This window comes from Cytobacillus sp. Bac17 (genome assembly GCF_024519925.1).
Taxonomy (GTDB): domain Bacteria; phylum Bacillota; class Bacilli; order Bacillales; family Cytobacillaceae; genus Cytobacillus; species Cytobacillus pseudoceanisediminis.
Map to the genome: position 1 here is coordinate 88667 of NZ_JALJRC010000016.1, position 21320 is coordinate 109986.

Here is a 21320-nt window from a genome sequence, read left to right on the forward strand (position 1 = left end):
AAGGGAGTATTTTTTGTATATGCTGAGCGGCAAACAATTTGAACCGTATAAAATTGCAGTTTCAAGCTTGAGAGGGGGATTGTCGAAAACCATCAATGAAAATAGCAATGATTTTACACTTATATATATTTCAGCAGGGAAAGGCACAATCGAAACTCGCAATCGCCGGCTGAAGATAGAGGCGGGGAAGAGCTGCTTTTTCTCGGAAACCGGCATAATTACTTCCGCATCTGCAGACCTGTTAACGGTTTATATACTCACCTGGTCAAAGGATAAAGATGTGTTTTCCAGGTTTCTTTCCGGGATACTGGCTAATCAGGAGCCATCAAAGATGGTGCCCTTGTGGGAAGAGCTGAGGAAATGGAACAAAGATAAATCGATATCGGCTGAGTGCCGATTTCAGTCCCAGCTGTGGAATATGATGTCAATTCTGACAGACAGGACAGAAGTAGACGGGATTGAAGAGGCAGTGGACCTGATCAGAAATAATCTGTCCCAGCCGGTTACGGTGGCAGAGCTGGCATCTAAAGCAAACATGAGCCCAGTATCGTTTACCAGGGCCTTTCGAAAACGAACCGGGATGGCACCGAAGGAATTCCTGAATGGAGAAAGAATGAGAGCAGCGAAACAGCTTATGCTGCAGAAGAAAGGGATTACGGCAAAAGAAGTGGCGCAGCAAATCGGTATGCAGGATGAGTTTTATTTCAGCCGTCTTTTTAAAATGAAAGCAGGCTTGCCGCCATCTGTATTTATGAAAAGGGCTAAGGAAAGAATTGCGGTAGTCAGTCAGCTCTTTTTGCAGGACCATCTCCTTTCGCTGGGTGTACAGCCTGTTGCAGCGCCATCCTATCCAACTGTTTATCCTGCCAGCAATGGAGTGCCGAGCTATCTTCAAAAAGAATTGGAGGGCACCATGCTCCTTAATGCAGAAAAGCCCTTTCAGCCAGAGGCTATTCTCATAACACAGCCTGATCGAATCATAAAGACGCCTCTGCATAATTATCAGCTCCAAAATGTGCTTCTTTCACAGCAGGAGAAGGTCCATCATATTCAGCTGCAGCCGGATTGGCGGCAGTATCTTTACGAAATCGCTTCTATGATAGGATGTACAAGCCGGGCAGAATGCATAGAAAAAGACATCCGCTGCCTTGAATGTAAAGTAAGAGATAAGCTATGTCCAATAACGAAAAAAGGCAGATGGGCAGTCATTTGGATCCGCCCGGAGGAAATCCGTCTTTATGGACAGGGCGGGCATGCTCTGCTCAATCTGTTCTTTCAGAATTTGGGTTTCGAGCCTCATCCTGATTTGCATTTTGAAGGATACCGGATTGCTGGCCTGAAGGATGTGGCTGATCTTAATCCCGATAAGCTACTCATCTTATGGAGCCATGAAAGAGATGTTTGGAGAGCTGCGCATACTCCCGAATGGAATAAGATCCGTGCTGTCCAAACAGGTGAGGTATATTATCCTGACAGCCATGAGTGGGATCCTTGGGGACCGCTTGGGAGAAAGAAAATGCTGGAGGCGTTTCCGGACGATTTGCTGAAAGCAAAACTTAAGGCTTAATTAATGCGAACAAGGGTCCAGCTGTTTTTTCCGCTGGACCCTATTTTTAGTGGATTGCAGGTTTTGTATGTTTTGTCCATGCAAGAAGTTGCAAAAGTCCATGTTAAGCCGCTGTGATAATGATTATCATTGAGAATGAATTTCATTATTGCTTAGGAGGAATCATCCATGAAGAAGTTTTGTGCTCCATGGAGCATTGTTTTCATGTTATTTTTAATAATTTTAACAGGATGCGGTAAAGGTGAAGAGGCCTCTACAGAAGCATCTGAAAAGAAAGAGAAAGAAAAGACAGAGGAAACCAGAACGGTTGAACATCTTTTCGGAAAAGCAGAAGTGCCCGCAGAACCGAAAAAAGTAGTTTTGCTTTCACATGTTTCCTGGGAAGGATCACTTGTATCGGTAGGGGTAAAGCCCTATGCGGTAATGGCATATGATAATGAGTTCCCGCCGCATTTAACGAAGGAGCTTGAAGGTGTTAAGGCGCTCCCTTATGCTGATGAAATGAATTCAGAAGAAATCGTGAAGCTTGATCCGGATCTTCTTATCATCAGTGATCGCTATAAGCCGCTCTATGATCAGCTTTCTGAAACTATCCCAACAGTTGTTGTTGAAGTGGGCGGTGACTGGAAGGAAGATCACCTGAAAGTTGCAGAAGCTGTAGGCAAGCTTGATGAAGGAAAGAAAGTCATAGAAGACCTGGAGAAGAAAGCAGAGGATATCGGAACACGTGTCCGTGAGAAAACAGGAGAAGAAACTTTCATGGCAGTGGCAATCAATAAAAAAGATATTCGTGTTTTTGGACTGACAAACCATGCAACCAACTCATTATTATTTGATGATTTGAAATTAACACCTGCTGAGAACCTTCCAGAGGATTTTGGCGAGAATATTTCAATTGAAGGGCTAGCAAAATATAATCCTGACAATATTATTGACCTTACTTTCTTTAACAGCGGTGAATTTTACGATTCAGTGACTCAGGGTGAAGTTTGGAAAAGCCTGAAGGCTGTTCAAAATGACAAGGTACATACTCTTTCCACTACATGGGGGTTCTGGGATCCGATTGAGCGTCAAAAGGGCTTGAAAGAAATTGAATCGCTTCTATTAAGCGAATAACTTACAGCGGGAGGCCGGGACGCATTTGCACCCGTTCTCTCCAGTATCTTGATTCTTTTATTGGAAAAGAATCAAATTTTTTAACTGTTATTGAGAATGGTTATCAATTACTAGGTCTAAAGACTCGGTGAAAGGATGGAATTATGCATCATTCAGCCAAACAAATTGCAGAAAATGCAACGTTTCAAGCTTTTATTAATAGTTATTTGCGGGAAGTGGACAGCGGGCATTGGATGGAAAGCAGGGAGTGGATTGAGGAACAACAGGTATCCATCCCTCTTTCAGGGGTGGCGGTAGCAGAAATCGAATTATCTGGCCAGTCCGTTAAATTCGCTGTCGAAGTCCTTTATCGTTCACGTACAGGAAGACATATAATCGGCCATGCACTTAAATATTGTTCAAATCGGCGGGAATGGATTCACCAGGATAGACTTCCGATGATGATTACACTAATCCATGAGATGCATTTGATGGCCAAAGCTAATGGCTGTCATGAGCTTGCATCCCATTTTGATGAACTTGTGCTAAGGATGATTGAGAGCTACCAGACAATGGCGGCATATATTGAAGCGAGAATGAATGATGAGGACAGCCTGTATTCAGAGGATTGTACTTTCATTGAAGCAGAACAATCGCTCCTGTTTGGGCACTGGCTTCACCCTACACCGAAAAGCAGACAAGGAATGACTGGATGGCAGCAGCCAAGCTATGCGCCAGAATTAAAAGGACAGTTTCAGCTCCATTATTTCCAATTTGACAGGGAGATGGTAAAAGAATCCTCTAATGACAAGGAAACTGCAAGTCAAATTATTCTTCAATCGATAAAAAAATCACTGCCGCACCTTACTGTTCCGGAAAAGGAATGCCTCATTCCAATGCACCCTCTACAGGCCCAATGGCTTCTGCAGCAGGACTATGTCAGAGAGGCAATAGAGAAGGGCCTTATAAAGGACCTTGGCAGTATGGGGCCTTATTATTCAGCTACTTCTTCGATCAGGACAGTTTACAATACTGAAGAGGAGTGGATGTATAAGTTTTCGGTCCCGGTAAAAATAACAAATTCGCTAAGGAAAAATCGCTTCCATGAGTTAAGGGCAGGCACGGCTATGGCGGAGTTAATCAAGAAAATCCGATTTACAGAAGAACACCCGGTTTTCAGGATGATTGATGATCCGGCCTATATTACTGCCATATTCCCTGGTCAGAAGGAATCAGGCTTTGAAGTTATACTGCGATCCAATCAATTTCAGGGAAAAAAACAGAGAGGAATTACTTCCATTGCGGCATTGGTTCAGGATCCTTTGCCTGGCATGCGTTCAAGGCTGCGCCGAACCATTGAGAGAATAGCATTGGAAGAATCTCGTAATATCCAAGATGTCAGCATGGAATGGTTCCGGAAATATTGGAAATGTGCAATAGAGCCTCTCATTCGTTTATATGATGAACATGGGATGGCATTAGAGGCTCATCAGCAAAATAGCGTTCTGGATCTTTCTTCCGGCTACCCGGAAACTTATTTTTACAGGGATAATCAAGGATATTATCTATCAAATCTTCATAGAGAGAAACTTTGCAAACTGCTGCCTGAATTGGAAGAATGCCAGGAATTATTCTATGAGGATGCTCTCATTCAGGAAAGGTTTACATATTATCTGTTCATGAATCAGCTTTTTTCAGTCATCTCAAGACTTGGGCAGGATGATCTTATCAGTGAGGACCGTTTAATCAAATGGTGCCGAAACCAGCTGAGCTCTCTGGAAAAAGGATTGTTTGGACAGGGGAAAGGTTTCATTCGGCATATTCTTCAATCTGAGAAATTATCTTATAAAGCCAATCTTTTAACCCGATTTCATGATGTTGATGAGCTGATGGCAAAGAACGAACAAGCGGTATACACCTATTTGCCCAATCCATTCGCCGCCATGAAGAAGGAGGAAAACTATGCTGAAGCTGCATCCGCAATTGTCTAAAACTATTGAAAGAAGAGTACTCAGACAGTTCATGGAGGCTATTATTTTTGAAGGATTAATGGATTATGCCAAATCGGCTGAACGGCCAGAAGATCCGCTCTTACATTTTACGATTTTCGGAAATCGGCGAACATACTGCTGTGAGGGGAAAATTACTTCGTTTGACCGTGTGCGTTTAATAGAAGGAAGCATTCGCTCAGTCCACCCTGATGGCTCACGAACAGAAACCGTGATTGAGGAATTGGCTGAAGACCTTATTGCAGATCCGGAAAAAAGGAATCAGCTCATAAATGAGCTGGAACAAACCATTCTGCTGAGTGAGTGGAATGAAACTCATCTAATGCATTCTATGTCCAGGAGAAATTTCAGCTATGAAGAATTGGAATCAGAGATATGGGAAGGGCACCCCTACCATCCCTGCTTTAAGGCGAGAAGCGGATTTTCACTTGGGGATCATGCGGCATATGGGCCGGAAGCAAGACAGTCATTCGAGCTGCAATGGGCAGCTGTCAGACGTGAATATGCCAGAATCGAACTGCTTGAGGATGAAACAAGTTTCTGGGAACGGGAACTTGGCCCTTCCATGTTTGGACAATTACTTGCTGATTTGCAGCATATTGGCAAAACCTTTGAAGAATACACATTTCTGCCCATTCACCCCTGGCAGGTGAAGTTAGCAAATGCTGATGCAGACATAGTGCTTCTGGGGAGCAGCGGAGATTCTTATCGGTCAACACAGTCCGTCCGTACGCTATGGAATATGACAAATCCAGAAAAAGCTCATGTGAAACTATCGATGAATATGGTGAACACATCATCGCTAAGAACTCTGGACACACACGCGGTTTGTGCCGCACCCCATATTTCCAAATGGATAGCAGATACAGTGGAAGGAGATCCATTTTTAAAAGATGAAGCTTCATTGGTCATTCTTAAGGAATACGCAGGGATTTCTTATCATCCCGAGGAGGAAGAACCTTGCGCAAAGTTCGGAGCTATATGGAGAGAGAGCATCCGGCTTTATATGGAAGAAGATGAAGCGGCGGTGCCTTGTACGGCATTGCCATTAATGGAGAGGGACGGATTTCCGTTTATTGACGAATGGCTGAAACGCTATGGAATTGAAAAATGGCTGAAAAGGCTTGTGGAAGTATGTGTGGTTCCTGTATGGCATTTGCTGGCCGCGCATGGAATTGCCGTTGAGGCGCATGCCCAGAATATGATTCTTCTTCATAAGGACGGCTGGCCAACACGTGTTGCACTGAGGGATTTCCATGACAGTGTTGAGTATTGCCATGACTTTTTGGAGGAGCCAAACCGTATTCCGGAGTTTGCGGGCATTCATGAACAATTTAAAAAAGGCAGGGAAGATCAGTATTATTGGATGTCTTCTATTGAATCGCTTAGAGAACTGGCAATGGATACATTATTTGTTTTTCATCTGTCTGAACTGTCCTATGTACTTGAAGAGCAATATGGCTTCAGTGAGAAGCGATTTTGGAAGCTGACAGGAGAAGCTTTAACGGAGCACCTGAGCTGTTATCCGGAATTGATATTCCGAAATTATTTGCTGCAGCATACTGCACCGGTAATTTATGCGGAATCACTGCTGAAGAGAAAAGTTCAAAAAGATGAGGCTGGCGGGTTTCGCCATTATGTCAAAAACTCTTTAAGATAACCATCAAAAGGAGAATTGAGATGTTTTTTGTAAATGATCATTACTATACATTAGATGACCTTGAGCAGCAATATACAGAATTTGAAAACACTCCTCATTTAAGTGATTGCGGAAATAGAAGATTAGCTGTTTGTATTCCGGATGTGTTTCAGTGGCTCGCTCTTTGTTTATTTGTACGCAGAAAAGGGGGATCCATTGTTCCGATCCATCCTTCCATGCCGAAAGAAGGGGCAATCCGAATAGCTTCATCGGCTGGAAGTCATAGCTTGCTTTACGGAAATACTCATACACCGATCGAACTGTCAAAACAAAAGAATGTCCGTGAGGGTGTCCTGGTCCAAATGAGTTCGGGTACGACTGGTGCACCAAAATGCATTGAACGCAGCTGGGATTCCATCGAGCTTGAACTGGAAAGCTATGTTTCTGTATTGCCGGCAGATCATCAGACCACATCTATTGTTGCCTGTCCGGTTACTCATTCATATGGGTTGATCTGCGGCGTATTTGCAAGCTTAAGGCGCGGTTCGGAACCGGTCATTCTGACAAATATGAACCCGAAGTATGTGCTTAGCAAAATTAAGGAATATCCGAAGCATATTCTCTATGGGGCTCCTGCGCTTTTGCATACATTAACACATCTGGTTCGTGATGGCGTACAGTTCGATTGTGTGATGACATCGGGCACTTTAATGCCATCGGGCTGGCTGGAATCTTTAAAAAGTGTTTCAAACCGGGTTCTTCAGCAGTATGGATGTTCGGAGGCAGGGTGTGTGGCCATTCACCCGGATGTATGTGACCCCCGTGAGATGGGCTATCCGCTTCCCCATGTAAAAGTGGAGGCTGGAAGTAAGGAAAACCCTGATGAAATTATCATCCGTGATTCTGAGAAAACCATCTTTACTAAGGACCTTGGCTTTATGGAAGACGGTGTCCTGTCATTTCTTGCAAGAATGGATGACACCATTAATGTAGCGGGATTGAACGTATATCCGCAGGAGGTGGAAGATGTCCTGATGGCAGAACCAAGAATTGCAGAAGCAGTGGTTTACAAAAAAATCCACCCGCTTTCCGGAGAAAGAGTCTGTGCGCAGTATGTATGCACCCAGCCTATAGAGGAGCAGGAACTGCGGGAGTGGTGCAGGGAATATCTCGCTCCTTACCAAATCCCGATGGAATTTATCCAGACAGAAGAAATCGAAAAGCTCCCGAATGGCAAGATCAGCAGAAAAAGGCTAGGAGAAGGAGTGCTGGCATGACAAGAGAAGAAATTTTACAGGCTTTACACGATATTATGCAGCATCAAATAGAACTGCCTTCGATGGCGGCCTTTCATGAGGGTGCCCGTTTAAATGAAGATTTATATATGGATTCCATCATGATCCTGCAGCTTATCCTTCATTTGGAAGTGGATCTTGGCTTTGATATCCCGGATGAAATGCTGGTGCCTAAAGATTTCAGGACTGTAGGAAGCCTGGCCGACTTTCTGAATCACCTGCAGAAGCCTGTCACAGCGGAGGCTTCTTATGATTAAAGTCCATTGTTTTGTGAGCTGTGTATGTGAGGCAGTCAAAAAGACGCAAGGGGCCGATCACAGACCTTATTATTTCGGAGTATGGGATGCTGATTTCGATGTATTGGATAATGGAGTTCTGACCTATCATTCCAAACGGATCGACCATGATTTTTTCCACCAATGGTATGAAATGCTGTATGGAATTAAGCTATATAGATGGTATGACGAAAAACGCAGCAAACAGGAAAACATAAACAAGCTTCTGGGCCTGCTTGAGAACAAGAAGCACCACCAGTATGTAATGGTGATGCTTGATTTGTCCAAGCTGCCTGAAAGGGAGAATAAGTTTCATCAAAGTCCATTTCCGCATTATGTGATGCTGGAATTGACAGGAAACGAAGAGGAATGGTTTATGTATGATCCGGACTTCCGCTGGGAAGGAATTTTGCCGAAGGAGAGGATTTTGGCAGCTATTGAGGATCCTTCTGCTGAAGGGGGATATTTCTTTGATGCAGCCAATATCATTCCCCCATCTGCTGAAACAGTGGAGGCATATTTTAATACATGCATTAAGCTTGACTGCAACCCAATGACTGATGCAGTTGGAAAGATTGTCGGTCTATATACATCCGGAAGCGATAACTACGCTTTATCAGGATTGACATTCGCATTAAGGGAACTCCCTGTCCTCGCCATCCGAAAATACGCCTATGAACATGCTTTTGCGTTTTTCTGGGATTCACTTGGGTATGAAGGGGAAGGCTTTGAAGCCTGGTGTAATGAAATTGAGAAGCTCGTAAAAGGATATACGGTTATCCAATATCGGGCGATGAAGCTTGCCATGACAGGAAACCTGGGTTTGAAAAATGAAATCTCTTTAAAACTGGATGAACTAAATATCCTGGAATTTAAAATTAAGCAGGGATTGCAGAAAAGCTTTGAAGCCTGGATTAAACTGCAGGAATCCCAAAATATGAAGGAGGCAACTCTATGAAGCTATCTCTCTGCACCATCTCATTCCGGCATCATCTTCAGTCCATTGACCAAATCGCACACTATGCCCAGACAAATGGATTCCAGGGGATAGAAATATGGGGTGTACATGCCAAAAACCTGGCGGAAGATATTCATTATGGAAGTGAGTGGCTTAGCTCCTATAATCTTGAAACGACCATGCTGAGCGACTATCTGCCTCTTGATGCTCCTCTTCCAGTTTTAATGACAGAAATGCAAAAATTATGTGCACTGGCACATAGGTGGGGAACGAAGAAAGTAAGAACGTTTGCCGGGACAAAAGGCAGTGCGGATATCAGCAGGCTGGAAAGAATCGAACTGGTTTCGCGCATGAAAATGCTCTGCAAAATGGCTGAAGCCGAGGGACAGATGCTTCTGGTTGAAACTCATCCTAATACACTGACAGATAACCCATCCTCCACACTTCAGCTCATTGAGGAAACAGACCATTCAGCGTTAAGGGTTAATTTTGATGTGCTTCATATATGGGAATCAGGAGTGGATCCGATCTTTGCGCTAAAACAGCTGCGTCCATATATATCGCACTTTCATTTTAAAAATATCCAGTCCCGTTCCCAGCTTGGCGTGTTTGCTCCTAATAATGTCTATGCAGCAGCGGGCAGCAGGGAAGGCATGGTTTCATTATTTGAAGGAGCTGTAGATTACAGGATGTTTTTAAGAGAGGCTTCGAATTTGATGGAAATGGATGCATCTTTGGAATGGTTTGGACCAAATGTGAAAGACATTCTGACAAAAGACAGCAAGGAAATTATGAGAGTTCTTCAGGCTGAGAAAGCTTTATAACAGCCAGAAAAAAGTCATTCAAACGTTTGATTGATTTAAGCTGCAGTATGATTTCTGCTTAAATGAACAGATGCAGGGAGCAGTATCCTGTACTCGTAAATTACATGGAAGGAGAACAATCAAAAAAAGCTTTAAGGATGTCTTAATCACCTTAAAGCTTTTTCGATTGCTTCTGCTGCTGATTCTATGTGGCGGAAATTTTTCTTTATATTAGTTTCTGTGTAGGTAATTTCAAAAGAATGATTGTTTTTCAAATAACATACAGATAAAACCTGCTGCTTGTCATTTGAAAAGGTCTGAGTGATTTCAGAGTCACAATAATATTTCAATGTTTCAAGCATGTTAAGTGTGTGATCTATTGACATAGTCTTCAGCCTCCTTTTGGATTGGCATGACTAACTGAGATCTTAATTCCATTATAAGGAATTCACCTTCTTGTTTATATGGATAATTTGTCACATTTTATCACAGGTTTTCGGTTTTAAGAGGGGTCTGGAATCAAAATCTGCAGTAAAATGGCCAGTCTTTGATAGACTGGCTACTTCTTATGCAAGCTGCTGCTCGGCAAATTCACGGTATAGATCATGTGATTGAGTCAATTCGGAATGTGTGCCAATGCCTGTGACCTGGCCTTTTTCGATGAAAATAATTTGGTCTGCGTCGACAATTGTGGAAAGGCGGTGTGCGATGACGAAAGTTGTCCGGCCTTCCATTAAGCGGGTAAGGGCCTGCTGGACGATACCTTCAGATTGGCTGTCCAGACTGGCAGTGGCTTCGTCCATCATCAATATTTTAGGGTCGCGCAGGAAAGCCCGTGCTATAGCAATACGCTGCCTTTGTCCCCCGGATAGCTTCACACCCCGCTCACCAACTTCTGTATCAAGCCCCTTCGGAAAGTCGGCAATGAATTGATCGGCGTATGCCATTTTCGCCACTTCCCATAACTTCTCATCCGCAATGCTTTTGGAATCTTCGAGTCCATAGCATAAATTTTCACGGATTGTACCTGCCATCATGGCGCTTTCCTGTGAAACATAGCCGATCTGGCTGCGCCAGGATTTAAGGGATATCTGCTGGATGGGTGTATCGCCAATTTTGATTTCACCAGCAGCTGGTTCGTAAAATCGTTCAAGCAAACCAAACAGGGTTGTTTTTCCGCTTCCGCTTGGACCTGCCAGTGCAATCATCTGACCTGGCTGGGCTTCAAGAGAGATATTTTCCAGAACACTCTCTTCTGCGCTATAGGAGAAGGAGACATTGTTGATTGTAATCGGCTTGCTGCTGATATCCATTTCGATGCCGTCTTGTCCGTCTTCCAAAGGCTCCTCTAAAATATCAATGATCCGTTCTGTTGCGCCTATTGCTTTTTGCAGCTGAGTAAAAAACATCGCAAATGAGGTAATTGGCATAATAATCTGGAACAAATACAGCAAAAAGGCTACAAGAGAACCCGTTGACATCGTTCCGCTAGCCACCCGCATGCCTCCATAGGCGATGATCATGACAATAACAACCATCATGATCAGGTACATAGTGGGACCAATCATCGCAAAAATGCGGGCTTCCCGCAAGCCGTAGCCAAGCAGTTTGTCGATCCCATCCAATCCCTTTTCTTCTTCATTTTGCTCTGCAGTAGAAGACTTCATTAAGCGGATTTCACCGAGTGTTTGGGTAATGTTTCCGGTAAAGATAGCAGTTTCATCTTGAAGGCCACGGGATATTTTGGCCATCTTTCGGCCAAGTGGAATCATAATTGCCAGTGTAATAGGAACAGAAGTAAGCATCAGCAGTGTCATTTTCCAGTCCATCACAAGCAGGATAATAATTGCACCGATAATACTGATAATACCGGTAATAAATTGCGGAAAGTGATTGGTAATCAGCTCCCTGACAATGCTGGTATCATTAACTACACGGCTGACAGTCTGGCCGCTGGATTGCTTGTCAAAATAACTGACCGGCAGCCGTATGAGCTTCATCCACATCCGGTCCCGAAGCCGCGCCACCACTTTTTGGCCGACATAGCTGAGCAGGTAGATGGAGATCCCGCTGATGATGGCCTGGACGATAAAGGCTGCCCCAATTCCGATCATGAGCGGAACGCTTAAAGATTTAACAGAAAAACCGTCCACCAGATTTTTGGTCAGCAGCGGTACGAGAAGGCCAGTCAAGGTTGTTAAAATGCTGGCTGTTAAACCAATGATGAGGGCAGCCTTTGGTATTTTTGTCGATAGTATGAGTGAAATGAATGGTTTTAGGCTGGTTTGCTTTTTATCCATTTTGTGTGCTCCTGTCTCTTATATATCGATATCATTATATACCATTGAAACTTCCATTACCTGTTATGCACCTTAACGCCTATCCGATGAATAGAATGTTAAAAACCCAAAAAGGATGGATAGCCGTGGCAATCAACTTTCCAGTAGGCATCAAAACGGTGACAATCAGCAGCGGGCCGACTAAAGTGGTTTATTATCCCCGTGTGAAAGGAATGCAAAATAAGCAGCTGCAGCAATTTATTAACAGTACAATTGTCCGACAAAACCAGCAGATCATTAACGAGCAGACAGGCAATATGGATACAACCGTGGTTGATTTGTATGGATACTATGAGATTAAAAATAATCAGCGTGATGTACTGAGTTTGTCCTTGAACAATTATGTATATCACTATCATGCTGCCCATGGAATGACAGTTATAAAATCGCTGACATTTGACCTTCAGAAGAGAAGGCAGGTGGAGCTTAAGGATTTATTCAAGCCGGGAAGTGACTATGTAAAAAAAATATCCGAACTGATTAAGGTGCAAATCAAGGAGCGTGATATACCGCTCTTAGTAGACTTTAAAGCAATCAGGCCAGATCAGGACTTTTATATAGCGGATAAAGCACTGATCATCTATTTCCAGCTGTATGAAATAACGCCTTATGCTTATGGATTCCCGATGTTTCCGATTTCCGTTTATGCACTGCAGGATATTATTGATGAAAATGGGCCACTGGGGAGGATGGCGGTGAATTAAAGTTAAAAGGAAAGCTGCTTTAATGCGGCATTCCTTTTTTGCTGTAGAAAGGTAAATTCTTTTGATGTCGCCTATATAATAGTAGGATATTAATAATAGAAGCAATGCAAATAGAACCAGCCGGTCATAATAAGAAAAATGAGATGTAAAGAGGATGAATCAATGGATAATGCAGAGAAGATATATTTAGATTATACAATTGATAAAGACTTGAATCAGTCAGAGAAAGAGATTCTTTCATTTTTAATTAAAAGCAAGATAGATGACCAGCATTTAAGTATACGGAAAGCAGCGGATGAGCTGTTTGTTTCAACTACATCCATCATTCGTTTGTGTAAAAAGCTGGGGTTTAGCGGATACAGTGAGTTTGTATATAATCTTGGTCTGAAAGTGAAGAAGGTGCATAGTTCAGATGCTGAATCAGTAGAAGAGATTCATCGTCCATTGGAAGCGAGCATCAATGAATTTATAAAAAATATCAGAACTACATTTGATTACATAGATGAGGAAAGCATCCAGGAATTTTTAAATGAAATTGAAAAGCATAAGATGATTTATTTTTATGGAGCAGGCTTTTCTACGCTGTTCTCCAATTATCTTGCTAAGAAATTGGAGCTTTTCGGGTATTATGTTTCAAATACATCGACTAGTGACAGCAGGGCGATTTTCTTTAATAATATCCAGAAGTATGGGCTGATGATTGTCTTTTCGCGATCTGGAGAGACAAGCAAGGTAATTGAAAAAGTCCAAATTGCTAAGGAAAAGGGGTTAAAGACCGTCCTGTTCACAGGAAATGATAAAAGCACGACAGCGAAATTGGCCGATATTGTGTTTACTATTCTCGATCCGACAATTGAATCCCAGCGTGAATTTGAGATCACATCGTTTGAGTCTAATATGTTTATGTTCATTGATATTATCCTGATTTTAGCGATTAAAAAGGGGATTATCAAAGAGTATTAAGCCCTGTAACATGTTACTTTATTTAGTGACATTGTACAGATTCCTTCATTCCCATTCCTTCCGCTAATAATCCAAGCTATACTGTGGATGTGAAATGATAGCGTTTACTTTTATTTAGAAAGGAAGACATCTATGAAACAAGTGGTGAATGGTCTCCAGCTATTTGGAAAATCCTTGTTTGCCCCGATTTTAATATTGCCGATCATTGGTCTTTTCATTGCGTTTGGCAATGTGTTTGGAAACGGGAACCTGGCACAGTACGTCCCGCTTCTTGAAAATCCGATAATACAAAATATCGGAAAGTTTATCTCTTCTTCGGCAGTTTCGATACTTCAGAATCTCGCATTGATCTTTGCGGTCGGCATTCCGATCGGGTTAGCAAAGAAAGATAAAGGTTATGCAGCATTAACAGGTCTAGTAACCTTTGTCATTTTTATTAATGCGATGCATCAGGTCCTGAATCTTTCAGAGCGTTTAGTTCCTGCAGAGGATATGCAAATTTCCGGACAGGCAATGGTATTGAATGTTCAAGTTTTAGAGATGGGTGTGTTCGCAGGTATTTTAATCGGAGCTTTAGTTGGTGTTCTTCATAATAAATATTGCGATACAGAATTCAAAGGTGTTTTTTCCATCTATTCAGGTCATCGTTTTGTAGCTATTTTAGCAATACCAAGTGCAATGGTTCTAGGGGCGCTTGCAGCCGAGTTTTGGCCGATTGTTCAAAATGGAATTACAGCGCTGGCTAATGGTATCCGAAGCTTAGGGGACTTTGGTTTCCTTATCTATGGCTTCCTGGAAAGAATCCTGATTCCGACAGGACTACATCACCTTGTTTATACACCGTTCTTATATACAGAACTGGGCGGAACGACAACTGTTGCAGGAGAAGTTGTCCATGGGGCAAGGAATATTTATTTTGCTGAAATGGCTGACCCAAGTGTGGCTGTATTAAGCAGCACAGTAAACTGGGATGCACGCGGCCTGGCAAAGATGTTCGGATTAATTGGTGCAGCTTTAGCTATGTACGTTACGGCTGATAAAAATAAAAAAGCGATGGCAAAAGCGATTCTCCTGCCGGCAGCCGTCACTTCATTCCTGCTTGGGGTAACGGAGCCAATTGAATTCGCGTTCCTATTTACTGCTCCAATCCTGTTTTTTATCCATGCAGTTCTGGCTGGTACAGGAATGATGCTCTTAAATGTCTTTGGTGTTCATGCAATCGGCGCGAATGGCGTTATTGATTTCCTGCTTTATAATTTGCCGCTTGGTACAGAAAAGTCCAATTGGCCTATGTTCATTGTCGTAGGTCTGATTATGTTTGCTGCCTATTTTATCATCTTCAGATTCCTGATCCTGAAATTAAACCTGAAAACACCTGGCCGTGAAGAAGGTACAGAGGAAACTGTCCAGCCAGCAGAAGTTCAGACAAAAGGGAATGCAGCAGCAGGGTCTCCTCTAGGTGAAACGATTGTAACTGCACTTGGCGGAAGCGGAAATATTGAAAATGTAGATAATTGTTATACAAGATTAAGACTTGTTTTAAAGGATCCAAATGCAGTAGATGAACAGCTGTTAAAAGAAACTGGATCAAAAGGAGTCATCAAGTCAGGCAACAATGTTCAAGTTGTATATGGTCTGAACGTAAAGTCTGTTCGAGATCAAGTTGATCAAAAACTGGGAGGACTAAATTATGAAAATGTATAAATTAGCGATTGCGGGCGGCGGAAGCACGTATACACCAGGAATTGTGAGAAGCTTAATGGATAGATTAGAAGATTTGCCATTATCCGAGATTAGATTTTACGATATTGATGGAGAGCGCCAATCGAAAGTAGCAGTCGCTGCTAAAGCGGTTATTGCAGAATATACAGATTCTATTAAAATAACCGTGACAACTGATCCGGAAACAGCATTTGAAGATGCAGACTTTGTATTTGCGCAAATGCGTGTCGGCAAATATGCGATGAGGGAGCTTGATGAGAAAATACCTCTGTCACATAATGTAGTAGGTCAGGAAACGTGCGGGCCTGGCGGATTGGCGTATGGTTTAAGAACGATTTTCCCTATGGTAGAACTTATTGATGATGTAGAAAAATATGCGAAGGAATCGTGCTGGATTGTCAACTATTCAAATCCTGCTTCAATCGTAGCAGAAGGTGTGCGGAAGCTGCGCCCTAATGCAAAGGTTATTAACATCTGCGATATGCCTGTAGCAACGATGCGCAACATGGCGGGCATCCTTGGAGTGGAGAGAGAAGACCTTGTGGTAGATTACTTTGGATTAAATCACTTTGGCTGGTTCACCAAAGTAGAAGTGGACGGAGAAGACCGCCTTCCGGAGCTTCGTGAGCATATCAGCAAATGGGGACTGCTGACAGAGGACATCTCTAAAATTGATTATCGCCATGCTGATTCTTCCTGGATTAAGACATTTAAAAATATTAAGCCGATCATGGATTTCTTCCCGGATTATATTCCTAATCCATACCTGCAGTATTACCTGTTGCCGGATTATATTGTGGAGAATTCAAATAAAGAGCATACCCGTGCCAATGAGGTTATGGAAGGAAGAGAAAAGTCTTTGTTTGAAACAATTAGAAAATTTGAAGAGACTGGCATCCTGGATGATGCGTTTCATGTGGGTGTACACGGAATTTTTATTGTAGATGTTACTGTATCCATTGCACAGAATCTGGCAAAACGATATCTTGTAATGGTAGAAAACAATGGAACAATTCCTAACCTGCCGGCAGATGCCATGATCGAAGTGCCTGCACTTATTACCAATAAAGGACCTGTTCCTGAGTATGTCGGGGAAATTCCATATTTCCACAAAGCCATGATTGAACAGCAATTGGCATCCGAAAAAATTTTGGTGGAAGCCATAACAGAGGGGTCTTATGAAAAAGCATTACAGGCATTCACGCTTAACAAGACAATTCCATCTGCCATTGTTGCTAAAAAGGTTTTAGATGATCTGATTGAAGCCAACAAGGAGTATTGGCCAACACTTGAGAAGAAATATAAAGAAGGCTCATTGGTACACTGATAGAATGGAAGGGCACAGGCTATGTCTGTGCTCTTTTTCTATTTCAATCAAACATTTGATTGAAAAGGTGGAAGTTGTTATAGCGGTGCTTTTCAACTTAGTGTTGCTTATTCGGACAGGAGAAGAAGAAAACCGAGTTGGTGAGTCCGAACACAGTGCTTATTCGGACAGGAGAAGAAGAAAACCGAGTTGGCGAGTCCGAACACAGTGCTTATTCGGACAGGGGAAGAAGAAAACCGAGTTGGTAAGTCCGAACACAGTGCTCATTCGGACAGGGGAAGGGGAACTAAGAAAGAATGAGTCTGAACCAAATTCCCATGGTGCTCAAAAATAAACCGCTTCCTGCCAAAGGCAGGAAGCGGTTTTAGGTTAAAAATTAATTACGGATCAGATAGTCAAACGCACCCAAAGCTGCCGTTGCACCAGATCCCATGGAGATAATGATTTGCTTGTAAGCACTGTCTGTACAGTCTCCTGCAGCAAATACACCAGGGATGTTTGTGGCACCGTGCTTGTCCACAACGATTTCGCCGAAGCGAGTACGCTCGATCTGGTCGCCTAACCAATCTGTGTTAGGAACAAGGCCGATTTGGACGAATACACCTTGCAGTTCAACATGGTGTTGTTTTTCTGTCTCACGATCCATGTATGAAATACCGTTTACTTTATCAGTTCCGGTAATTTCAGTTGTCTGAGCATTTGTGACAACCGTTACGTTTGGAAGGCTGTTCAGACGTTCCTGCAGAACGGCATCTGCTTTCAATTCAGGATTGAATTCGATAACCGTTACATGGTTAACAATCCCTGCAAGGTCAATGGCTGCTTCAACACCGGAGTTGCCTCCGCCGATAACAGCTACATCTTTGCCTTCAAATAATGGGCCATCACAGTGAGGGCAGTAAGCAACCCCTTTGTTTTTGAACTCTGCTTCACCTGGCACGTTGACATTTCTCCAGCGTGCACCAGTTGAAAGGATGACTGATTTACTTTTCAGTACAGCACCATTTTCAAGTTCAATTTCAACAAGGTCCTTCTTTTCAAGTCTCTTTGCACGCTGCAGATTCATGACATCGATGCCATAATCTTTCACATGTTCTTCAAGGCTTGCAACAAGTTTAGGGCCTTCTGTATGCTTCACACTAATAAAGTTTTCGATGCCTAAAGTATCCATTACCTGGCCGCCAAAGCGTTCAGCAACGATGCCGGTGCGGATGCCTTTGCGTGCAGCATAGATTGCCGCGCTTGATCCCGCAGGGCCGCCGCCAATGACAAGCACATCATAAGGATCCTTATCTGCAAACTCTGATGCGTCAGGGCCTGTTCCCATTTTCGCCAGAATTTCTTCAAGGGACATACGGCCGCTGCCGAATGATTCGCCATTTAGAAGAACTGTCGGAACTGCCATGATTTCTTTAGCATCTACTTCTTCTTTGTAAGCAGCACCATCGATCATTGTGTGTGAAATATTAGGGTTAAGAACACTCATGACGTTAAGAGCCTGTACTACATCAGGGCAGTTGTGGCAGCTTAAGCTGACATAAGTTTCAAAACGATATTCGCCCTCAATCTTCTTCACCTGGTCGATGACTTTCTGGTCAACCTTAGGTGCCCTACCGCTAACTTGAAGCAGAGCAAGCACTAAGGAAGTAAATTCATGTCCAAGAGGAATGCCGGCAAAGGTAATGCCAGTATCTTCACCTGGACGATTTACACTAAAGCTTGGCGTCCTTTGTAATTCAGTGCGCTCAACTTTAATGTGGGAGGACATATTGGCTAGCTCATCTACTAAAGCCAGCATGTCGCTGGATACTTTATCTGATCCAGCGCTGACTTTTAGAAGGATGTTGCCCTCCATCATCTGAAGATATTGAGCTAATTGTGCTTTTATATCTGCATCAAGTAACATGATTATCGTGCTCCTTAGATTTTACCTACTAGATCAAGGCTTGGCTTAAGTGTTTCAGATCCTTCTTTCCACTTAGCCGGGCAAACTTCACCTGGGTTGTTGCGTACATATTGAGCTGCTTTAAGCTTGCTTACAACCTGGCTTGCGTCACGGCCAATTCCGCCAGCGTTGATTTCAACAGTTTGGATGATGCCATCTGGATCGATGATGAATGTTCCGCGTTCAGCCAATCCATCTTCTTCGTTCAGAACTTCGAAGTTGCGGGAAATTCTTTGGTTAGGGTCACCAATCATAACGTATTCAATCTTGTTGATTGTTTCTGAGTTATCGTGCCATGCTTTATGAGTGAAGTGAGTATCAGTTGATACAGAATAAACTTCTGCTCCCATATCTTTTAAAGTTGCATATTCATTTTGAAGATCTTCTAATTCAGTAGGACATACGAATGTGAAGTCTGCTGGGTAGAAGCATACTACGCTCCACTTTCCTTTGAAGTTTTCTTCAGTAACATCGATGAAATCACCGTTATGGTAAGCTTTTGCTGCAAATGGTAGTACTTCTGAACCGATTAATGCCATGATAAAATTCCTCCTTAAATGGTTGAGTGATATGATTATTAATTAAATAGCGAACTATTTAATAATAATTCTAATTCGGTAATAATTATCATATACGATATATTTTTTGTCAAGGGATAAGCTGTGAAAATTTGCTCCTTTTCGGCTGAAGGGCGAAAACTTTAAGTGGCAAGATAAGACTCCGATGTTTAATTGCGCTTTTTTTAGGGTGAAATCAGTACGGAATGGAACTTTTAAAACAGCCTTAAGCTCCTTAATAACAGTATAACTCTTCCTTATTTTGATTACCCTTTTTTTGCCTCAATCAATCTCAACTAATATGAGATTTAAGTTTATAATTGAGAATGTGTTTAAAAACGGCGGCCGATGATCAGGTGCTGGTCCACATTCACTTATTATTCCCTCTTTGGGTAAAAACAATCGATATGGCAGTAAAAATAGTTCAATCAAACGTTTGATTGATTAGAGTAAAAAATTACCTGGTTTTTACAAGAATACCTTGCATTACAATATAGTGAGAGGTATAGTAAGAGTATATCTTGTATTGCAAGGTAGTGGAGGGAGTAAGGTCAATGTCAGATACCACGCAAATGTTAAAAGGAATTCTGGACGGTTGTTTATTAGCCATAATTAAAGAAGGGGAGATTTATGGGTATGAATTGGCGGCGAAATTGGAGTCATATGGATTTCACTCATTGAGCGAAGGCACTATTTATCCGCTGCTTCTGCGTATGCAAAAAGAAGGACTGATCAGTGCTACTTTGCGAAAGTCAACAGCTGGACCTAAACGAAAATATTACACATTAACTGAAAAAGGCGAGCAGGAGCTGGAGTTATTTATCGGGCGCTGGGAACAGGTAAGTTCATCTGTTGACAATGTATTAAATAAAAAGGGGGATATGAAGAATGGTCTCAAAGGAGTCTGAACAGTTTTTGTCAGAGCTTCGTTTTTACCTGATGTCAAAAGGAAAAAACGATGATGAAATAAATGAAATAACAGAAGAGCTTGAAGTGCATTTAATGGAAGCTGAAGCCGATGGGAAAGATGTGTCTCATATTATCGGGGATAGCCCAAAGCAATATATGAAAAGCATCGGGGAATCAATGAGTACCGATTACCGTCAGATTGCGGGGCTGGTGCCGCTGATGGTCCTTTTGCTGGGTGCTTATATCAGCATTGGTCCTGCAATTGAAGGGAAATTCTCATTATCCAAAGGTACACTTTGGATCGCTGTTATTACAGGAGTAATTGCAGTCGGAGCTTATGGTCTTCTGATTTTCAGAGTGCTTCCTAAATTTCTTCATTCCAAGTGGGGAGCGGTTCTTCTTTTAGTAACCAGCATGGCTGTTACAGGCTCAATGGTCTTAATTTTACTATGGAATCAGAAACAGGGATTTGAACCGATTTTTACTGCAACACCCTATCAGAATAATGTTATTGTGGCAATTTGTGCGGTCATATTTATCGTATCTGCTATTTATACAAAAACATGGTTTACGATTATATTACCCGTTTTTTTGTCTGCGGGATCCATTGCCAATCGGTTTATTCCTCAGGACGTGAATGAAGATTCAACATATATCTTATATACTGTTATAGCATTCATTATTATAGCGGCTGTCATGATATTCGTATTCATGGCTAAAAGGAAAAAAATGCTGAACAATGGAGGAAAACGAAATGTCTAGCTTGCCTAATTGCCCGAAATGCAGTTCAGAGTATACGTACGAGGACGGGATGCTCTTTGTATGTCCGGTATGTGCACATGAGTGGACAGCTGAATCCGAAATCAATAGTTTCGAGGACGAAAAGTTGATTAAGGATTCTAATGGAAATGTACTTACTGATGGAGATACGGTATCAGTCATTAAAGATCTTAAAGTGAAAGGCACTTCTTCTGTTATTAAGATTGGAACCAAGGTTAAAAACATTCGCATCGTGGATGGGGATCATGATATTGAATGTAAGATCGATGGCTTTGGCGCCATGAAGCTTAAGTCGGAGTTTGTGAAGAAAGTGTAACGAAAAAGGCCTATCCTTTCAGGATTGGCCTTTTAAAATATCCTTTTGGGGGTACTAAAATAGTAGTGGAAAGGTCACCATCTCTGGTTTATGATAAAGAAAGAATATTAAGAATTT

19 protein-coding genes are annotated in these 21320 nt (G+C 42.3%); 15 read left to right on the forward strand and 4 right to left on the reverse strand.

Annotated elements, in window-relative coordinates; all coding sequences use genetic code 11:
* Positions 1-19: 19 nt before the first annotated feature.
* The 8 genes from NR125_RS18060 (at position 20) to NR125_RS18095 (ending at position 9662) form a co-directional block, all read left to right on the forward strand.
* Positions 20-1567, forward strand: coding sequence for a helix-turn-helix domain-containing protein (locus NR125_RS18060; RefSeq protein WP_019380075.1), 1548 nt, complete (start codon positions 20-22; stop codon positions 1565-1567).
* Positions 1568-1735: 168 nt separating this feature from the next.
* Positions 1736-2683 (forward strand): ABC transporter substrate-binding protein, encoded by a 948-nt coding sequence (locus tag NR125_RS18065; protein ID WP_009335886.1) that lies wholly within the window; start codon positions 1736-1738, stop codon positions 2681-2683.
* 143 nt (positions 2684-2826) lie between these two features.
* Complete coding sequence (locus NR125_RS18070; protein WP_256815862.1) at positions 2827-4653, forward strand: IucA/IucC family protein; 1827 nt, start codon at positions 2827-2829, stop codon at positions 4651-4653.
* The gene (locus NR125_RS18075; protein ID WP_009335883.1) at positions 4625-6331 is read left to right on the forward strand and encodes an IucA/IucC family protein; all 1707 of its coding nucleotides are present in this window, start codon (positions 4625-4627) and stop codon (positions 6329-6331) included. The genes NR125_RS18070 and NR125_RS18075 overlap by 29 nt, the downstream gene beginning before the upstream one ends.
* A 20-nt stretch (positions 6332-6351) precedes the next feature.
* On the forward strand, positions 6352-7587 hold the full coding sequence (locus NR125_RS18080; RefSeq protein ID WP_009335882.1) for an AMP-binding protein: 1236 nt from the start codon (positions 6352-6354) through the stop codon (positions 7585-7587).
* Positions 7584-7862 (forward strand): petrobactin biosynthesis protein AsbD, encoded by a 279-nt coding sequence (gene asbD / locus NR125_RS18085; RefSeq protein ID WP_009335881.1) that lies wholly within the window; start codon positions 7584-7586, stop codon positions 7860-7862. Before NR125_RS18080 ends, asbD begins: the two co-directional genes overlap by 4 nt.
* Positions 7855-8838: a DUF6005 family protein gene (locus NR125_RS18090; protein WP_071156445.1), complete on the forward strand. Its 984-nt coding sequence runs from the start codon at positions 7855-7857 to the stop codon at positions 8836-8838. The genes asbD and NR125_RS18090 overlap by 8 nt, the downstream gene beginning before the upstream one ends.
* Positions 8835-9662 carry a sugar phosphate isomerase/epimerase family protein gene (locus tag NR125_RS18095; RefSeq protein ID WP_009335879.1) on the forward strand — a complete coding sequence of 276 codons (828 nt, stop codon included), beginning with the start codon at positions 8835-8837 and terminating at the stop codon, positions 9660-9662. Before NR125_RS18090 ends, NR125_RS18095 begins: the two co-directional genes overlap by 4 nt.
* A gap of 146 nt (positions 9663-9808) precedes the next feature.
* Here the strand turns inward: NR125_RS18095 and NR125_RS18100 are convergent, their stop codons facing one another.
* Both NR125_RS18100 and NR125_RS18105 read right to left on the reverse strand, forming a co-directional pair.
* Positions 9809-10027 (reverse strand): hypothetical protein, encoded by a 219-nt coding sequence (locus NR125_RS18100; protein WP_009335878.1) that lies wholly within the window; start codon positions 10025-10027, stop codon positions 9809-9811.
* A gap of 180 nt (positions 10028-10207) precedes the next feature.
* On the reverse strand, positions 10208-11941 hold the full coding sequence (locus NR125_RS18105; RefSeq protein WP_009335877.1) for an ABC transporter ATP-binding protein: 1734 nt from the start codon (positions 11939-11941) through the stop codon (positions 10208-10210).
* A gap of 125 nt (positions 11942-12066) precedes the next feature.
* Between NR125_RS18105 and NR125_RS18110 the strand changes: the two genes are divergently transcribed.
* The 4 genes from NR125_RS18110 to NR125_RS18125 all read left to right on the forward strand — a co-directional run bounded on the left by NR125_RS18110 (position 12067) and on the right by NR125_RS18125 (position 16696).
* Positions 12067-12684 (forward strand): DUF3298 and DUF4163 domain-containing protein, encoded by a 618-nt coding sequence (locus NR125_RS18110; protein ID WP_009335876.1) that lies wholly within the window; start codon positions 12067-12069, stop codon positions 12682-12684.
* A gap of 162 nt (positions 12685-12846) precedes the next feature.
* Positions 12847-13647, forward strand: a complete 801-nt coding sequence (locus NR125_RS18115; RefSeq protein ID WP_009335875.1) for a MurR/RpiR family transcriptional regulator — start codon at positions 12847-12849, stop codon at positions 13645-13647.
* Positions 13648-13779: 132 nt separating this feature from the next.
* Positions 13780-15351: a PTS transporter subunit EIIC gene (locus NR125_RS18120; RefSeq protein WP_256815863.1), complete on the forward strand. Its 1572-nt coding sequence runs from the start codon at positions 13780-13782 to the stop codon at positions 15349-15351.
* Complete coding sequence (locus NR125_RS18125; RefSeq protein ID WP_256815864.1) at positions 15338-16696, forward strand: 6-phospho-alpha-glucosidase; 1359 nt, start codon at positions 15338-15340, stop codon at positions 16694-16696. The genes NR125_RS18120 and NR125_RS18125 overlap by 14 nt, the downstream gene beginning before the upstream one ends.
* 376 nt (positions 16697-17072) lie before the next feature.
* On the opposite strand, the gene ahpF is transcribed toward NR125_RS18125, so the two are convergent.
* Both ahpF and ahpC read right to left on the reverse strand, forming a co-directional pair.
* Positions 17073-18602: an alkyl hydroperoxide reductase subunit F gene (gene ahpF, locus NR125_RS18130; RefSeq protein ID WP_009335871.1), complete on the reverse strand. Its 1530-nt coding sequence runs from the start codon at positions 18600-18602 to the stop codon at positions 17073-17075.
* Positions 18603-18616: 14 nt separating this feature from the next.
* The gene (gene ahpC, locus NR125_RS18135) at positions 18617-19180 is read right to left on the reverse strand and encodes an alkyl hydroperoxide reductase subunit C (RefSeq protein WP_009335870.1); all 564 of its coding nucleotides are present in this window, start codon (positions 19178-19180) and stop codon (positions 18617-18619) included.
* A 572-nt stretch (positions 19181-19752) separates the two neighbouring features.
* Here ahpC and NR125_RS18140 point away from each other — a divergent pair.
* From NR125_RS18140 to NR125_RS18150, 3 genes are read left to right on the forward strand one after another with little or no spacing between them, the layout of a single operon-like run.
* On the forward strand, positions 19753-20106 hold the full coding sequence (locus tag NR125_RS18140; protein WP_009335869.1) for a PadR family transcriptional regulator: 354 nt from the start codon (positions 19753-19755) through the stop codon (positions 20104-20106).
* Positions 20087-20869 (forward strand): hypothetical protein, encoded by a 783-nt coding sequence (locus NR125_RS18145; protein ID WP_009335868.1) that lies wholly within the window; start codon positions 20087-20089, stop codon positions 20867-20869. Before NR125_RS18140 ends, NR125_RS18145 begins: the two co-directional genes overlap by 20 nt.
* On the forward strand, positions 20862-21203 hold the full coding sequence (locus tag NR125_RS18150; RefSeq protein WP_009335867.1) for a zinc ribbon domain-containing protein YjdM: 342 nt from the start codon (positions 20862-20864) through the stop codon (positions 21201-21203). Before NR125_RS18145 ends, NR125_RS18150 begins: the two co-directional genes overlap by 8 nt.
* Positions 21204-21320 lie beyond the last annotated feature (117 nt).

Coding starts and splice junctions, on each gene's coding strand:
- NR125_RS18060 (WP_019380075.1), top strand. CDS start 20: ATGCTGAGCGGCAAACAATTTGAACCGTATAAAATTGCAGTTTCAAGC.
- NR125_RS18095 (WP_009335879.1), top strand. CDS start 8,835: ATGAAGCTATCTCTCTGCACCATCTCATTCCGGCATCATCTTCAGTCC.
- NR125_RS18125 (WP_256815864.1), top strand. CDS start 15,338: ATGAAAATGTATAAATTAGCGATTGCGGGCGGCGGAAGCACGTATACA.
- NR125_RS18100 (WP_009335878.1), bottom strand. CDS start 10,027: ATGTCAATAGATCACACACTTAACATGCTTGAAACATTGAAATATTAT.
- ahpF (WP_009335871.1), bottom strand. CDS start 18,602: ATGTTACTTGATGCAGATATAAAAGCACAATTAGCTCAATATCTTCAG.
- NR125_RS18145 (WP_009335868.1), top strand. CDS start 20,087: ATGGTCTCAAAGGAGTCTGAACAGTTTTTGTCAGAGCTTCGTTTTTAC.
- NR125_RS18090 (WP_071156445.1), top strand. CDS start 7,855: ATGATTAAAGTCCATTGTTTTGTGAGCTGTGTATGTGAGGCAGTCAAA.
- NR125_RS18140 (WP_009335869.1), top strand. CDS start 19,753: ATGTCAGATACCACGCAAATGTTAAAAGGAATTCTGGACGGTTGTTTA.
- NR125_RS18070 (WP_256815862.1), top strand. CDS start 2,827: ATGCATCATTCAGCCAAACAAATTGCAGAAAATGCAACGTTTCAAGCT.
- NR125_RS18150 (WP_009335867.1), top strand. CDS start 20,862: ATGTCTAGCTTGCCTAATTGCCCGAAATGCAGTTCAGAGTATACGTAC.
- NR125_RS18080 (WP_009335882.1), top strand. CDS start 6,352: ATGTTTTTTGTAAATGATCATTACTATACATTAGATGACCTTGAGCAG.
- NR125_RS18075 (WP_009335883.1), top strand. CDS start 4,625: ATGCTGAAGCTGCATCCGCAATTGTCTAAAACTATTGAAAGAAGAGTA.
- asbD (WP_009335881.1), top strand. CDS start 7,584: ATGACAAGAGAAGAAATTTTACAGGCTTTACACGATATTATGCAGCAT.
- ahpC (WP_009335870.1), bottom strand. CDS start 19,180: ATGGCATTAATCGGTTCAGAAGTACTACCATTTGCAGCAAAAGCTTAC.
- NR125_RS18065 (WP_009335886.1), top strand. CDS start 1,736: ATGAAGAAGTTTTGTGCTCCATGGAGCATTGTTTTCATGTTATTTTTA.
- NR125_RS18105 (WP_009335877.1), bottom strand. CDS start 11,941: ATGGATAAAAAGCAAACCAGCCTAAAACCATTCATTTCACTCATACTA.
- NR125_RS18115 (WP_009335875.1), top strand. CDS start 12,847: ATGGATAATGCAGAGAAGATATATTTAGATTATACAATTGATAAAGAC.
- NR125_RS18120 (WP_256815863.1), top strand. CDS start 13,780: ATGAAACAAGTGGTGAATGGTCTCCAGCTATTTGGAAAATCCTTGTTT.